Genomic DNA, 15682 nt, shown 5'->3' with positions numbered 1-15682 from the left:
GCAGACCCAGGTTTACCGGGTTTGCTCACCGGGCGCGAGAGTCAACACATCAAATCCCGTTTCAGTCACCGCCACCATATGCTCCCACTGCGCCGACAGCGACCTGTCGGCCGTGACAACCGTCCAGCCGTCCGGCAGCGCGCGCGTGGCGTGCTTGCCTGCATTGATCATCGGCTCGATGGTAAACACCATGCCCGGCTCCAGCAGCAGGCCGGTGCCCGGGCGGCCGTAATGCAGCACCTGCGGGTCTTCGTGGTACACCATGCCAATCCCATGCCCGCAATAATCGCGCACCACGCTGTAGCCGGCCGCTTCGGCCAGCTTCTGGATCGCGTGCCCGACGTCGCCCAGGCGGTTGCCCGGCTTGACCGCGCGGATGCCGGCCCACATCGCGTCATACGTTACTTCGCACAGCTTCTGGGCCGCTTTCGACGGCGTGCCGACGTAGTACATGCGGCTGGTGTCGCCGAACCATTCGTCCTTGATGACGGCCACGTCGATGTTGATGATGTCGCCATCCTTCAGCACTTTCTTCGGGGTCGGGATGCCGTGGCATACCACCTCGTTGACCGAGGTGCAGACGGTGCCGGTAAAGCCGCCGTAGCCGACGTTGGCAGGAATGACTTTCTGGGTGTTGACGATGTAGTCGTTGCACAGCTGGTCCAGCTGGGCGGTGGAGACGCCCGGCTTGACGTGCGGTGCGATGAAGGTCAGCACGTCGGCCGCCAGCTGGCCGGCCACGCGGGCCAGTTCGACCTGGTCGGGCGTCTTGATCAGGATGGATTTGTTATTGCGTTTGCGCATAGGGGGTGCATGGTATCACGCGACCTTGGCCCTGTCGAAATGCGGGTTTTCAATCAGGCCGAGAACGTTGCCGAACGGGTCGGCCAGCTCGGCTACCTTGATGCCTTCGCCCACTTCCTGGATTCCAGAGTGAGTGCTTGCTCCCAGTGCGAGGATGCGCTCGACTTCTTTGGCGATGTCTGCCACGCCCCAGTAGACCTGGCTGCCGGCCTTGCCGGGTTCGCCGTCCGGTAGCAGGCCCAGCTCGAAGCCGCCGATTTCAAAGCCGACGTAGAAGGGCTGGTCGAAGTAGGGCTCCTTCTGGAATACCTTGCTGTACCAAGCTTTGCCGGCTGCCAGGTCGGGGGTGGGGTAAATCGCGGTGCGCAGGCCTTGGATCATCGTGTTCTCCTCTCGTGATAGGTAATGGCCGCATCTTGCCATGCCGGCCGCCGCCGCGATTGGAAAAATGGAAACTAGCCGGGCTTGTCGACCAGTTCTTTCTACGCTTTTGCCGCACGATAGGCAGCGCGGCGCGCTTCGGCTTCTTGCGCGTAGCGCAGGCGCAGGGCCAGGGGCCATTCGCGTGAGCCGGGCATCTGGATGTAAATGGCATCCCATGCGCGGCGCGTTGAGCCTAAGCGCGAAACTTTAGACAAGCGAAACGCCGAAAGTTCCGGAAAAATCTACCGAAATCTCACTTTGGTCAGGCCAATTTAGCCCGAAAATCTAAGGTTCTCGCGACAGAGCGAGAAGGCTCACCGGTCGCCCAAATGGACGTCGGGCGAGGCGCCGGTGAAGTCCTGGAAATCGCGGATCAGGTGGGATTGGTCGAAGTAGCCGCTGTCGAAGGCCAGGGTAGCCCAGTCGTGGCCATGGCTTCCAGGCTCGGCCGCAAGGGCGGCAGCGCGGGCGGCCTGGAAGCGGCAGATACGGGCGAAGAGCTTGGGCGACAGGCCGACATGCTCGCGGAACTGCTTGGCGAGGTATTGGCGCGAAACGCCCAGCGCTGCCGCCAGTGATTCGACGCGTAGGGCCCCGCCGCTGGCTTCAAGCTGCGCCACGGCATGCAGGGCGAGCGACTGGCCGGCTGGCGCGGCAGCTGCCACGCGCGAGGCGAGGGCGCTGGCGGCGCGCGCCCCGGCCGGGGCAAGCGACAGGCGGGCGTAGAGCGCTTCCGTCAGCAGCGCCAGGCGTTCCGCGTCACTGCGAGCAACCGACCAAAGCTTGTCGCCGAGCCGGTCGGCCGCCGAGTGGCCCCAAAGCTGGTCCAGGCCGGCGCGCTGGTCGATGAGGCTCGCCAGCGGCACCGACCCGACGAACAGGCTGGCCGCGCCTGGCCGGAAGCGCACCGCTACCGTGCGTACCCGGCGCGCAGCCGGCACATCGAACCAGGTGCTCATCATGCCGACAAAGAAAGCCGCGCCGCTGTCCTGCCACAGGATATCGGTGCAATTGTCCGGCAAAACGCGATGCGAGACGGGCAAAAGCGCCGGGCCGGCAGGCGCGGCGGGGGCTTCGGACAGCCACAGGCAGTCCACCAGCCTGGCCAGCCCCGGCGGGGGCGGAAATTCCTGATATCTCATTCTGACGCGCCGCACCAATGCATTGTTATAATGAAGGGTTCATATCCACCAATTTTAGTGCGCTCCATCATGCAAGAAAAATATAGTCCAGCAGAAGTCGAAAAAGCCGCCCAATCGCACTGGAAGGCGATCGACGCCTACAAAGCCGTCGAAAACGACCCACGTTTCCCGAAAGGCAAGTATTACGCTTGCTCGATGCTGCCTTACCCATCGGGCAAGCTGCATATGGGCCACGTGCGCAACTATACGATCAATGACGTGATGTACCGCTACCTGCGGATGAACGGCTACAACGTGCTGATGCCGATGGGCTGGGACGCCTTCGGCATGCCGGCCGAAAATGCGGCGATGGCCAACAACGTGCCGCCGGCCAAGTGGACCTACTCCAACATCGACCACATGAAAGAGCAGATGCAGTCGATGGGCCTGGCGATCGACTGGTCGCGCGAAATGGCCGCCTGCAAGCCGGAATATTACAAGTGGAACCAGTGGATGTTCCTGAAGATGCTGGAAAAAGGCATCATCTACCAGAAGACCGGCACCGTGAACTGGGACCCGGTCGACCAGACCGTGCTGGCCAACGAGCAGGTGGTCGACGGCAAGGGCTGGCGTTCGGGCGCGCTGATCGAAAAGCGCGAGATCCCGATGTACTACGTGCGCATCACCGACTACGCCGACGAGCTGCTGGACTACGTCGACAACAAGCTGCCAGGCTGGCCTGAGCGCGTGCGCATCATGCAGTCGAACTGGATCGGCAAGTCGACCGGCGTGCGCTTCGCCTTCCCGCACAACATCGCCGGCGCGGACGGCCAGTTGATCAACGAAGGCAAGCTGTTCGTGTTCACCACCCGCCCTGACACCATCATGGGCGTCACCTTCTGCGCCGTGGCCGCCGAGCACCCGCTGGCCGCCCACGCCGCACAGAACCATCCGGAACTGCAGGCCTTCATCGCCGAATGCAAGATGGGCTCTGTGATCGAAGCCGACATGGCGACGATGGAGAAAAAGGGCATGCCGACCGGCCTGTTCGTGACCCACCCGATCACCGGCGAGCAAGTGGAAGTCTGGATCGGCAACTACGTCCTGATGACCTATGGCGACGGCGCCGTGATGGGCGTGCCGGCGCATGACGAGCGCGATTTCGCCTTCGCCAAAAAATACAATCTGCCAATCAAGCAGGTGATCGCCGCCGAAGGCCAGTCGTATTCCGACGACGCCTGGCAGGAATGGTACGGCGACAAGGCCGTCTCCGTGGTCACCAATTCCGGCAAGTACGACGGCCTGCGCTACAGCGAAGCGCTGGAAGCCATCGCCGCCGACCTGGCCGCCAAGGGCCTGGGCGAGAAGAAGACCACCTTCCGCCTGCGCGACTGGGGCATTTCGCGCCAGCGCTACTGGGGCACTCCGATCCCGATGATCCACTGCGATTCCTGCGGCTCGGTGCCGGTGCCTGAAAAGGACCTGCCAGTGGTGCTGCCGGAAGACTGCGTGCCGGACGGAACCGGGAACCCGCTGAACAAGCATGAAGCCTTCCTCAAGTGCGACTGCCCGAAATGCGGCAAGCCTGCACGCCGCGAGACCGACACCATGGACACCTTCGTCGACTCGTGCTGGTACTACATGCGCTATACCTCGCCGGGTTCCGACAAGGCGATGATCGACGCGCGCAACGACTACTGGATGCCGATGGACCAGTACATCGGCGGCATCGAGCACGCCGTGCTGCACCTGCTGTACGCACGCTTCTGGACCAAGGTGATGCGCGACTTCGGCCTGGTCAAGTTCGACGAGCCGTTCACCAACCTGCTGACGCAAGGCATGGTGCTGAACGAGACCTACTACCGCGAAGAAGCCTCCGGCAAGAAGCACTGGTTCAATCCGGACGACGTGACCTTGACCACCGACGACCGCGGCCGCCCTGTATCGGCCGTGCTGAAGGCAGACGGCCAGCCGGTCATCCTGGGCGGCATCGAGAAGATGTCCAAGTCCAAGAACAACGGCATCGACCCGCAGGTGCAGATCGAGCAGTACGGCGCCGACACCGCGCGCCTGTTCACCATGTTCGCTTCGCCGCCTGAGCAGACGCTGGAATGGTCCGGCTCCGGGGTGGAAGGCGCCAACCGCTACCTGAAGCGCGTGTGGAACTTCGGCTTCGCCCAGCGCGACGCGATCCGCGCCGCCGGTTCGCCGCTGGCCGCCGTTGCCGCCACCGACGACGGCAAGGCGCTGCGCCGCGAAGTGCACAAGGTGCTGCAGCAGGCCGACTACGACATCAAGCGCATCCAGTACAACACCGTGGTGTCGGCCTGCATGAAGATGCTGAATACCCTGGAATCGGCCAAGGGCGTCGAGCCGGCCGTGCTGGCCGAAGGCTATGCGATCTTCCTGCGCCTGCTGAATCCCGTGGCACCGCACGTCACCCACGTGCTGTGGCAGGAAATGGGCTATGGTCAAAACCACGGCGACATCCTCGACGCGGCCTGGCCGCAGGTCGACCCGGCCGCGCTGGAGCAGTCCGAGATCGAGCTGATGATCCAGGTGAACGGCAAGCTGCGCGGCTCGGTGAAAGTGCCGAAGGCCGCCGACAAGGCCGCCATCGAAGCGGCGGCGCTGGCCGAGGAAAGCGTGCAGAAATTCCTGGAAGGCGCGCCGAAGAAGGTCATCGTGGTACCGGGCAAATTGGTCAATATCGTGGTGTAAGGCAAAGATGACGACGACTCTGAACTCCCGCGGCGCGCTGCGCCGCTCCATGCTGGCGCTGGCCGCGCTGGGCATGGCTGCCGTGGCCACCGGCTGCGGCTTCCACCTGCGCGGCGCCGGCGGCACGTACACGCTGCCGTTCAACGCCATGTACGTGGGCTTGCCGGAGTCGTCGCCGCTGGCGATTGAACTCAAGCGCAATATCCGCGTCAACGGCCACACCACCGTGGTGTCGAGCAAGGCCGAAGCGGACGGCGTGATCGAAGTGCTGACCAACCCGGAAAAAACCCGCACCAAGTCGATCCTGTCCTTGAACAGCAATGGCCGCGTGCGCGAATACCTGCTCAGCTATAACATCCTGTTCCGCGTGACCGACAAGGCCGGCAACGAACTGCTGGCGCCGACCAATATCGTGCTGGGCCGTCCGATCACCTTCAGCGAAACCCAGCTGCTGGCGAAAGAGCAGGAAGAAGCCTTGCTGTACAAGGACATGCAGGCCGACCTGGTGCAGCAGATGATGCGCCGCATGGCCGCCATCAAGCTCGGTAGCCCGGCGCCGGCGCCCACCCCGTCCGGCGTGCTGCCAGGCGTGCTGTCGGCGCCTGACGTCACTGCGCCTACCGCGCCGGCCGCGCCGCCGGTCCGTTAAAGGCGCGCCATGCAGTTGCGCGCCGACGCCCTCGACCAGCACGTCGCCCGGACGCTGGCCCCGCTGTACGTGATCACCAGCGACGAGCACTTGCTGGCGCTGGAGGCGGCCGACAAGATCCGCCGTGCCGCGCGCGCGCAAGGCTATTCCGAGCGCGATGTGCTGACCGTCGAGCGCAATTTCAAGTGGGGCGAACTGTTGGCCGCCAACCAGGCCATGAGCCTGTTTGGCGACAAGAAGCTGATCGAGCTGCGCATCCCGACCGGCAAGCCGGGCAAGGACGGCGGCGCCGCCCTGCAGGCTTACGCGAAAGACCTGTCCCCCGACAACCTCACGCTGATCACCCTGCCCAAGCTGGACTGGCAGACGCAGAAGGCGGCGTGGGTGGCGGCCTTGCAGCAGGCCGCCGTGTACATCGACATCCCGAACATCGAGCGCAATGCGCTGCCGGGATGGATTGCGAACCGCCTTGCCGCACAAGGGCAGAGCGCGGAGCGCGCCAGCCTGGACTTCATCGCCGACCGCGTCGAAGGCAACCTGCTGGCGGCACACCAGGAAATCCAGAAACTCGGCTTGCTGCACGAGCCGGGCAAGCTGGCCCACGAGCAGGTGCAGGACGCCGTGCTCAATGTGGCGCGCTACGACGTGTTCAAGCTGTCCGAAGCCATGCTGTCAGGCGACACCGCGCGCCTGATCCGCATGCTGGAAGGCCTGAAAGGCGAAGGCGAAGCGCTGCCGCTGGTGTTGTGGGCCGTCTCCGAAGAAATCCGCACGCTGCTAAAATTAAAGGCAGGCATGGCCCAGGGCCGTCCGCTGCCGGCGCTCCTGAAGGAATACCGCATCTGGGGCCCGCGCGAGCGGCTGATGGAGCCGGCGCTGCGCCGCATCTCGCTGCCCACCCTGGAGGCGGCGATGCAGCAGGCCGCACAGGTCGATCGCATGGTCAAGGGCCTGCGCGCCAAGGCGTTCGCCGGCGACCAGTGGGACGCCATGCTGCAATTGGCTTTGCGCGTCGCCAGAGGATAACGAATTAGGATGAATGCGATGGACATCAAGCAGTACATGCAAGACATCGGCCAGCGCGCCCGCGCCGCATCGCGCGGCATGGCGCGCGCCGACAGCGCCACCCGCAACCGTGCTTTGGCACTGATCGCCGAAGCCATCGAGCGCGAAGCCCCGGCCCTGCGCGCCGCCAACGAGCAGGACCTGGCCGCCGCGCGCGCCGCCGGCCTGGCGCCGGCCATGCTGGACCGCCTGGCGCTGAGCGACAAGGCCATTGCCACCATGGTGGAAGGCCTGCGCCAGATCGTTTCGCTGCCGGACCCGGTGGGCGAAATTTCGAACGTGAAAATCCGTCCGTCCGGCATCCAGGTGGGACAGATGCGCGTGCCGCTGGGCGTAATCGGCATCATCTACGAAGCGCGCCCCAATGTGACGGTGGACGCGGCCGGCCTGTGCATCAAGAGCGGCAACGCCACCATCCTGCGCGGCGGCTCGGAAGCGATCCACTGCAACCGCGCCCTGGCCAAGCTGGTCGCCGAAGGCCTGCAGGGCGCCGGCTTGCCGACTGACGGCGTGCAGGTGGTCGACACCACCGACCGCGCCGCCGTCGGCGCGCTGATCACCATGCCGCAGTACGTCGACGTGATCGTGCCGCGCGGCGGCAAGGGCCTGATCGCGCGCCTGATGGAAGAAGCCACGGTGCCGATGATCAAGCACCTGGACGGCATCTGCCACGTCTACATCGACGCCAAGGCCGACATGGCCAAGGCGCTCGACATCGGTTTCAACGCCAAGTGCCACCGCTACGGCACCTGCAACACCATGGAAACGCTGCTGGTGGCGCGCGCCATCGCCGCCGAGGTGCTGCCGCAGCTGGCTGCGCGCTACGCCACCGAGCAGGTCGAGCTGCGCGCCGACGCGGAAAGCTACGCCATCCTGGCCGCTGCCGGCTACCCGCACCTGGCGCACGCTACCGAAGAAGACTGGGCCACCGAATACCTGGCGCCGATCCTGGCGGTGCGCGTGGTGGACGGGCTGGACGCCGCCATCGAGCACTGCAACACCTGGTCGTCCAAGCACACCGAAGCCATCGTCACCGAGGATTACTCGGCCGCGATGCGCTTCCTGCGCGAAGTCGATTCCTCGTCGGTGATGATCAACGCCTCGACGCGCTTTGCCGACGGCTTCGAATACGGCCTGGGCGCCGAGATCGGCATCTCCAACGACAAGCTGCACGCCCGCGGCCCGGTCGGGCTGGAAGGCCTGACCTCCCTCAAATACGTGGTGTTCGGCCACGGCGAAACTAGAAAATAAATATGCTCTGGATCAAAGCGCTGCATATCGTCTTCATCGTGTCCTGGATGTCCGGGCTGTTCTACCTGCCGCGGATTTTCGTCAACCTGGCGATGGAAACGCCGGGCCCGACGACCGAACGCCTGCTGACGATGGCGCGCAAGCTGTACCGCTTTACCACCATGCTGGCGCTGCCGGCGGTGGTGTTCGGCATCTGGCTGGTGGTGCTGCAATATGGCGCCACGATGCCGGGCTGGCTGCATGCCAAGCTGTTCTTCGTGTTCCTGCTGCTGGGCTACCACCACGCCTGCGGCTCGCTGCTGAAGAAGTTTGAACGCGGCGCCAATGTGCGCGGCCATGTGTTTTACCGGTGGTTCAATGAAGTGCCTGTGCTGATGCTCCTGGCGATTGTCATCCTGGTGGTCGTCAAGCCTTTCTAAACCCGGCAAACCCGGGTCAGACCCAAGGGTCAGACCCGAATGCGCGGCCGCCGCAGGCCAGGGTCAGACCCTTGGGTCTGACCCAGAACTACCGGTTTTGATTTTTACAACGGATAAAGGGTCCCCCAAATGCCATCTTATTTCTGCCCATGCCCGCGTGGCCTGGAATCCGCCCTGGCGGAAGAACTGACCGAAATCGCGGCCATGAGCCCGACCATGAAGGTCCACAACCAGGTCCCCGGCGGCGTGCACGCCTCCGGCGACCTGTACGACGCCTACCGCATCAACCTGCATTCGCGCATCGCCTCGCGCGTGCTGATGCGCATGGGCGTGTGCCACTACCAGAACGAAAACGACATCTACGACCTGGTGCTGGGCCAGCCGTGGGAAGAATGGTTTGGCATCCACCACACCATCCGCGTCGACGTCACCGCCATCAAGTCGCCACTGAAGTCGCTGGAATTCACCACGCTGAAGATCAAGGACGCCGTCTGCGACCGCTTCCGCGACATGTACGGCAAGCGCCCCTCGGTCAACACGCGCGAACCCGACATGCGCATCTTCGGCTTCCTCGACCAGCGCCAGTTCATGGTCTACCTCGACACTTCCGGCGAAGCGCTGTTCAAGCGCGGCTGGCGCAGCGAAACGGGCGACGCCCCGCTGCGCGAAAACCTGGCCGCCGGCCTGCTGCGCGTGTCCGGCTGGAAGCCGGGCGTGCCGCTGTTCGACCCGATGTGCGGCTCCGGCACCATCCTGTGCGAAGCCGCGCAGATGGTGCAAGGCATCCCGCCCGGCGCGCGGCGCCGCTTCGCCTTCGAGAAATTCCACGACTTCGACCCCGAACCGTGGCAGAAGATGAAGGCCGACTTCAAGCCCAACCCGCTGCCGGCCGAGCCGACCATTTTCGGCTCCGATATTTCCGGCGACATGGTGGCGATGGCGCGCCACAACCTGAAGAGCGCAGGCATCCTGTTCGAAGTGCCGCTCAAGCAGATCGAAGCGCAGCAGGTGCAGGCGCCGACGGCGGCGCCAGGCATCCTGCTGACCAACCCGCCGTACGGCGAGCGGATCGGCGTGCGCGGCGACGCCAGCCTGGAGGAAGACGAGCTGGCGAAAAGCTTCTACAGCGCGTTTTCCACCACCCTGAAGCAGCGCTTCTCCGGCTGGACCGCCTACCTGTTCACCGCCGACCTGGGCCTGCCGAAGATGCTGCGCCTGAAAGAATCGCGCAAGACGCCGTTCTTCAACGGCGCGCTGGAATGCCGCCTGTTCCGCTTCGACATGGTGGCAGGCTTCAACCGCAAGCCGGCTAGCGAGTAAAAAGTCGGGGTCAGGTCTGACAAACAAACATTTTGCGGGTACAGTGTGGGGCTTGGCAGCCCGAGTCCCGGGCCGCAATATGTCCGTTTGACAGACCTGACCCCTTGCATACGCCGCCGCCCGACGAAACTTCTTTTATTCCCGAGCCGGAGGCGCCGCAGCGAAAGCCGCTGGGGCCGAGCGCATTGGCCGCGGTGCTGGCCAGCCTGTCGATGCTGGGACCCTTCTCGATTGACGCCTATCTTCCCGCCTTCCCCAACATCCAGGCCACGCTGCATGCGACGCCGATCGAAGTCCAGCAATCGCTGACGGCCTACATGCTGGCCTTTGCCGGCATGGTGCTGTGGCATGGCGCGCTGTCGGACGCGTTCGGCCGCCGCAACGTGATCCTGGTGTCGCTGGTGGCCTTCCTGCTCGGCACCGTGGGCTGCGCCGCCGCCCACTCGGTGCAGTACCTGTGGTTCTTCCGCGTGCTGCAGGGCGTGTCGGCCGGCGCCGGCGTGGTGGTCGGCCGCGCCATCATCCGCGACCTGTACGCCGATGCCGCCGCCGCGCGCCTGCTGTCGCTGGTGACCATGATCTTCTCCATCGCACCGGCCGTGGCGCCGGTGCTGGGCGGGCTCATCGTCAAGTATTCGGACTGGCGCACCATCTTCCTGGCGCTGGCCGGCTACACGGTGCTGCTGTTCATCGTCTGCTACCGGCGCCTGCCCGACACCCTGCCGCGCGACAAGCGGCAGCCTTTCAACCCGCGCTACCTGTGGCGCAACTACACGTCCATCCTGGCCTCGCCGCTATTCCATTTGAAGACCGGAGTGGTGGCGTTCAACTTTGCCGGCCTGTTCCTGTACATCACGGCCGCACCGGTGGCGCTGCCGGCCCACCTGCACCTGGGCCCGGAGCAGTTCGCCTGGCTGTTCGTGCCGGCCGTTTCGGGCATCTTCCTCGGCGCGCTGGCGGCCAACCGTATCGCCGGCAAGACCAGCTTCGCGCGCCAGATCGGCATTGGCTTTTGCTTCCTGATCACGGCCGCCACGGTCAACGTCGGCTACCACCTGCTGGCCGGGCCGGCGCTGCCGTGGAGCGTGCTGCCGCTGTTCTTCTACACCTTTGGCATGTCGATGGCGGCGCCGGCCGCCACCCTGCTGGCGCTCGACCTGTTCCCCCACATCCGCGGCACGGTGGCCTCGGTGCAATCGTTCGCTACCACCCTGCTGGGGGCGCTGGTGGCCGGCGTGCTGGCGCCGCTGGCCTCGCATTCCTTCCTGTGGCTGGCCGGCGGCCAGCTGGCGCTGACGCTGACGGCGCTCGGGCTGTGGTTGACGGCGCGCGCACTCCGGCGCAAGATAGTGCCTATTTGAAAATAATGTTGGTGCAAAGTAAATGACTACCAAGAGTGTAGTTCTTTCTACACAAATGCATTTTATTGCCCTCAGAAATTTGTATTGCTGCTAAGTTATAGTATATTTATGCCAATTTGCGTAGTGGATTGCAAGCCGGAATACAGCCGCTAAGACCCCATGCAACATCCCGACCAAGACATCCGCAATCGTTTGCTGATCGCGCGGCTACCCGCCATGCCGCAGATCCTGATCAAGCTGATTGAGCTCCTGCAAGCCGATGATGCCGGCATGCCGGAGCTGGCCGCGCTGATCGCCAAGGATGCGGGGATGGCCAGCAAGATCCTGGCCGTGGCCAACAGCTCGGCCTACCAGCGCCACCACCGCACGGTGGGCCTGGAGCAGGCCCTGGTCGCGCTGGGCACCGACACCATCAAGACGCTGGTGATCTCCGAATCGGTGTTCCAGACCTTCAACAGTTTCCCGCACAGCGGCAGCACCGACTTGCGCGCCTTCTGGAAAGGCTCGCTGACCACGGCCGTCATCGCGCGCGATATCGCGCGCGCGCTCGACTACCCGCACGTGGAGGAAGCCTACCTGGCCGGCCTGCTGCACAACGTGGGCCGCCTGGCACTGCTGGCCACCGCGCCCAAGGAATACGCCTACAACTTCACCGCGCGCGATGACGAGGACTTGTGCGCGGTGGAACTGCGCACCCTGGAAATCACCCACGCCGAAGCCGGCGCCTGGCTGATCGAGCGCTGGCACCTCGACTCCTTCCTGGCCGATTCCGTGCTGTACCACCACGAGCCGGTGATGCGCCTGGAAGCGGCGCATCCCCTGATCCGCATCGTGCGCCTGGCGCACCAGCTGTGCTACCACGGCGACGCGCCGCAGGGCGCCGCCGACGCGGCCGCCCTGTGCGGCATTGAGGAAGACAAGCTGGACGCCTTCGTCAAGTCGGCCGCGCGGCAAGTGGCGCGCGCCGCCGAAGCGCTGGGCATCGACCTGGACGGCGCCGACGACGTGCCGGCGCCGTCCGCCGCGCCGCCCGCGCCGGTCGACCCGGTGCAGGCGCGCCTGTCGGAAGAAGTGCGCAACATGGTGCTGGTGCAGGAAATGGGCCAGAGCTTCGCGCGCCAGCACGGCGAGGCGGGCATGCTGGACGCGATGACGCGCTCGGCGCGCATCCTGTTTGACCTGGAAACCACGGTGATGCTGCTGGAAAGCCCGACCGGGCACGCGCTGCAGGGCGCCGGCAGCGGCGAGGCGCAGCAGCGCCTGGCCGAATTTGCCGTGCCGCTCAACAAGCCTGGCTTGCTGTCCGATGCCGCCAACCAGCGCCAGCTGGCGTTTGCCGCCCGGCTTGGCAGCGGCGCCGGCGCCGGCCTGGGCATCGCGGAAGAACAGCTGTTCCGCATCATCGGCAGCGAAGCGCTGGTGTGCCTGCCGCTGGTAGCTGGCCAGCGCTGCCTGGGCATGATCGTCGGCGGCCTGCCGGCCTGGCAGCTGCCGCTGCTGCAAAAGAAGGGGCGCTTCCTGCAAGCCTTCGGCAGCCAGGCGGCCAATGCGCTGGAAACCGCCCTGTCCGAGCGCGGCCACGTCCGCCGCCAGGTGGCGCACGTGGCCGAGGAATACCGCGAAGCGTCGCGGCGCGTGGTGCACGAGGTGAACAACCCGCTGTCGATCATCAAGAACTACCTGTCGGTGCTGGACGCCAAGCTGGCGCGGCGCGAGCCGGTGGTGTCCGAGATGTCGATCCTGAACGAGGAGATCGACCGCGTCGGCCACCTGATCAACGGCCTGGCCGACCTGCAGCCATCCGATGGCGGCTGCGTCACCAATGTGGCGCGCGTGGTGGAAGACGTGCTGCGCCTGTTCCGCGCCACCGACTTCCTGCCCGCCTCGGTGCAGGTGATCACGCGCATGCAGGACGGCCCGCAGGAAGTCGACGGCGACGCCGACCTGCTCAAGCAGATCCTGGTCAACCTGGTCAAGAACGCGATCGAGGCCCAGCCGGGCGGCGGCCGCATCGAGCTGGCCAACCGCGGCCTGGTCAACCGCGAACGCCGGCTGTACGTCGAGCTGGTGGTGGCCGACGCCGGCCCGGGCCTGGCGCAGGACGTGCTGGCCAACCTGTTTACCGCCGTGAAGAGCAGCAAGGAAGGCAAGCATCACGGCCTGGGCCTGTCCATCGTGCACAACCTGGTCAAGAAGATGAACGGCATGATCAGTTGCCGCAGCGGCGCCAACGGCACCTCGTTTGAACTCCTGCTGCCGGTCCGCGGCAGCGCCAGCCAGCTCGCTCCGGTGCAGGCGCGCGGCGCGGTGGATTCCGTATAAGGCCCGCATGAACACGATGATCCCGACGCCCCCGGCACCGGAATTCCAGCCACGCCTGCTGCTGGTCGACGACGAACCGCGCCTGCTGTCTTCCCTGTACGAGCTGCTGCGGGTGCAGGACAGCTACCAGCTGGTGACCGCCAGCAATGGCGCCGAAGCGCTGGCCCACCTGAGCCGCCAGCAATTCGACCTGCTGCTGCTGGACCTGCGCCTGCCCGACATGAGCGGCCATGACATCATGGACTTCGTGAACGCGCGCGAGATCGACTGCGACGTGATTGTCATGAGCGGCGAAGCCGGCATCGAGGCCGCCATCGGCGCCCTCAAGCGCGGCGCATACGACTACCTGCGCAAGCCGTACAACCCGCCCGAGCTGCTCAAGACGGTGGAGAACGCGCTGCAAAAGCGCCGTCTGGCGGTGGAGAACACGCGCATCGGCCAGCGCCTGGAAAACTCGGAAAAAATGTACCGCTACCTGGTGGACAGCTCACCCGACATCATCTACACCCTGAACCACGAGGGCTGCTTCACCTTCGTCAACGACCGCGCCTACCAGTTGCTGGGCTACTCGCGCGAAGAGCTGATCGGCAGCCACTACTCGGTGCTGGTGCACGAGGAAGACCAGGAGCGCGCCCGCTACGTGTTCAACGAGCGCCGCGTCGACGAACGCGCCTCGCGCAACGTCGAGCTGCGCCTGAAGTGCAACAACAGCGCCGCCGGCGACCGCACGTTCAGCAATACCTTGATGACGATTTCGCTCAATGCGATCGGCATGCACGTGCCGGGCGAGGAAGTGGCGCGGCACGAGTTCTTCGGCACCTACGGCGTGGCGCGCGACATCACCGACCGCAAGCGGGCCGAGGAGATGATCTCCTACCAGGCCTACCACGACATCCTGACCGACCTGCCCAACCGCATCCTGTTCAAGGACCGCCTGGGCCTGGCCGTGATCCAGGCCAAGCGCAAGCTCACCGAGCTGGCAGTGATGTTCATCGACCTTGACCGCTTCAAGCTGGTCAACGACACGCTGGGCCACGTGAAAGGCGACGAACTGCTGCAGCAGGCAGCGCGGCGCCTGAAGGAATGCCTGCGCAAGGGCGACACGCTGGCGCGCCACAGCGGCGACGAATTCACCATCGTGCTGCCCGAGCTGCGCGACCGCGCCGACGCCAGGGCCATTGCCGACAAGTTCCAGGAAGTGCTGCAGGCGCCGTTCGACCTCGATGGCCACGTGGTGCACATCTCGGCCTCGATCGGCATCGCGGTCTACCCGAACGACGGCGATTCGATCGAAGAGCTGCTGCGCCACGCCGACATCGCCATGTACCAGGTCAAGGCGCAGGGCAAGAACGGCCACAGCTTCTATCACGCCTCGATGCAGGACATGTCGCACCAGAAGATCGCGCTGGAGCAGTCGCTGCGCAAGGCGCTCGAGAATAACGAGCTGGAAATGTATTACCAGCCGCAGGTCGACATGGCCAGCGGCCGCATCATCGGCGCCGAAGGCCTGATGCGCTGGAACCACCCGACGCGCGGCCTGCTGTCGGCCGGCGAGTTCCTGCCGTTTGCCGAAGAAAACGGCCTGATGCTGCCGATCTCGGACTGGATGATCGGCGCCCTGTGCCGCGACCTGCTGCTGTGGAACGCGGCCGGCGCCGACAATATCCGCCTGTCGCTGAACCTGTCGCCGCAATACCTCGATCGCGGCGACTTCTTCGAGAAGATGCGCAATGCGCTGGTGCGCTACCAGATCTCGCCCTCGCAGATCGAAGTGGAGATCACCGAGAACATCTGCATCCGCAACCCGCAATACGCCATCGAGCAGTTGAACAAGCTGTGCCAGCTCGGCGTATCGGTGGCCATCGACGATTTCGGCACCGGCTACTCCTCGCTGTCCTACCTGCACCGCTTCCCGATCCACACCATCAAGATCGACCAGAGCTTCGTCAAGGAGATCCACGACGAGCACGGGCACTACCCGGTGATCCTGGCCATCATCTCGATCGCGCGCGGCCTGGGCCTGCACCTGGTGGCCGAAGGCGTGGAGACCGAAGTGCAGGCGCGCTACCTGGCCGCCAACGGCTGCGCCACCATGCAGGGCTACCTGTATTACCGCCCGATCGCGCTGACGGCCTTCATGGAAGTGCTGGCGGCGCAGAACCAGGCCGACGCTCCCGCCATCGCCCTGCCGGCCGGCTTGCGCCTGGCGAGCCAGGGCTAGGCATC

At 65.1% G+C, this 15682-nt stretch carries 13 protein-coding genes; 9 read left to right on the top strand and 4 right to left on the bottom strand.

Going from position 1 to position 15682, the window contains the following annotated elements:
• Window positions 1-12: 12 nt before the first annotated feature.
• The 4 genes from map to ACN9MZ_RS28355 form a co-directional block, all read right to left on the bottom strand.
• Window positions 13-804 (bottom strand): type I methionyl aminopeptidase, encoded by a 792-nt coding sequence (gene map / locus ACN9MZ_RS28370; protein WP_426340120.1) that lies wholly within the window; start codon window positions 802-804, stop codon window positions 13-15.
• Window positions 805-819: 15 nt separating this feature from the next.
• The gene (locus ACN9MZ_RS28365; protein ID WP_426340119.1) at window positions 820-1185 is read right to left on the bottom strand and encodes a VOC family protein; all 366 of its coding nucleotides are present in this window, start codon (window positions 1183-1185) and stop codon (window positions 820-822) included.
• A 101-nt stretch (window positions 1186-1286) separates the two neighbouring features.
• Complete coding sequence (locus ACN9MZ_RS28360) at window positions 1287-1442, bottom strand: hypothetical protein (protein WP_426340118.1); 156 nt, start codon at window positions 1440-1442, stop codon at window positions 1287-1289.
• A gap of 99 nt (window positions 1443-1541) precedes the next feature.
• A complete protein-coding gene (locus tag ACN9MZ_RS28355) occupies window positions 1542-2369 on the bottom strand; it encodes an AraC family transcriptional regulator (protein ID WP_426340117.1) in 828 nt (275 codons plus the stop codon).
• Window positions 2370-2438: 69 nt separating this feature from the next.
• On the opposite strand from ACN9MZ_RS28355, the gene leuS reads away from it, so the two are divergent.
• The 9 genes from leuS to ACN9MZ_RS28310 all read left to right on the top strand — a co-directional run bounded on the left by leuS (window position 2439) and on the right by ACN9MZ_RS28310 (window position 15677).
• Complete coding sequence (gene leuS, locus ACN9MZ_RS28350; RefSeq protein WP_426340116.1) at window positions 2439-5069, top strand: leucine--tRNA ligase; 2631 nt, start codon at window positions 2439-2441, stop codon at window positions 5067-5069.
• 7 nt (window positions 5070-5076) lie between these two features.
• Window positions 5077-5718, top strand: coding sequence for an LPS assembly lipoprotein LptE (gene lptE / locus ACN9MZ_RS28345; protein ID WP_426165746.1), 642 nt, complete (start codon window positions 5077-5079; stop codon window positions 5716-5718).
• A 9-nt stretch (window positions 5719-5727) separates the two neighbouring features.
• Window positions 5728-6744, top strand: coding sequence for a DNA polymerase III subunit delta (holA, locus tag ACN9MZ_RS28340; protein WP_426336553.1), 1017 nt, complete (start codon window positions 5728-5730; stop codon window positions 6742-6744).
• A gap of 18 nt (window positions 6745-6762) precedes the next feature.
• Entirely contained in the window at window positions 6763-8034 is a 1272-nt protein-coding gene (locus ACN9MZ_RS28335; RefSeq protein ID WP_426340115.1) for a glutamate-5-semialdehyde dehydrogenase, read from the top strand.
• A 2-nt stretch (window positions 8035-8036) separates the two neighbouring features.
• Window positions 8037-8453 carry a CopD family protein gene (locus tag ACN9MZ_RS28330; RefSeq protein ID WP_426340114.1) on the top strand — a complete coding sequence of 139 codons (417 nt, stop codon included), beginning with the start codon at window positions 8037-8039 and terminating at the stop codon, window positions 8451-8453.
• Window positions 8454-8582: 129 nt separating this feature from the next.
• A complete protein-coding gene (locus ACN9MZ_RS28325) occupies window positions 8583-9773 on the top strand; it encodes a THUMP domain-containing class I SAM-dependent RNA methyltransferase (protein WP_426340113.1) in 1191 nt (396 codons plus the stop codon).
• 137 nt (window positions 9774-9910) lie between these two features.
• Window positions 9911-11134, top strand: a complete 1224-nt coding sequence (locus ACN9MZ_RS28320) for a multidrug effflux MFS transporter (protein WP_426342970.1) — start codon at window positions 9911-9913, stop codon at window positions 11132-11134.
• Window positions 11135-11293: 159 nt separating this feature from the next.
• The gene (locus tag ACN9MZ_RS28315; RefSeq protein ID WP_426340112.1) at window positions 11294-13456 is read left to right on the top strand and encodes an HDOD domain-containing protein; all 2163 of its coding nucleotides are present in this window, start codon (window positions 11294-11296) and stop codon (window positions 13454-13456) included.
• Window positions 13457-13463: 7 nt separating this feature from the next.
• Window positions 13464-15677, top strand: a complete 2214-nt coding sequence (locus ACN9MZ_RS28310) for a putative bifunctional diguanylate cyclase/phosphodiesterase (RefSeq protein ID WP_426340111.1) — start codon at window positions 13464-13466, stop codon at window positions 15675-15677.
• Window positions 15678-15682: the final 5 nt, after the last annotated feature.

The sequence above is a fragment of the Pseudoduganella sp. S-14 genome, from assembly GCF_049913285.1.
In the GTDB taxonomy this organism is placed as follows: domain Bacteria; phylum Pseudomonadota; class Gammaproteobacteria; order Burkholderiales; family Burkholderiaceae_D; genus Rugamonas.
Note: the sequence above shows the minus strand (reverse complement) of the source record. Positions and strands in the feature narration are given on the sequence as shown.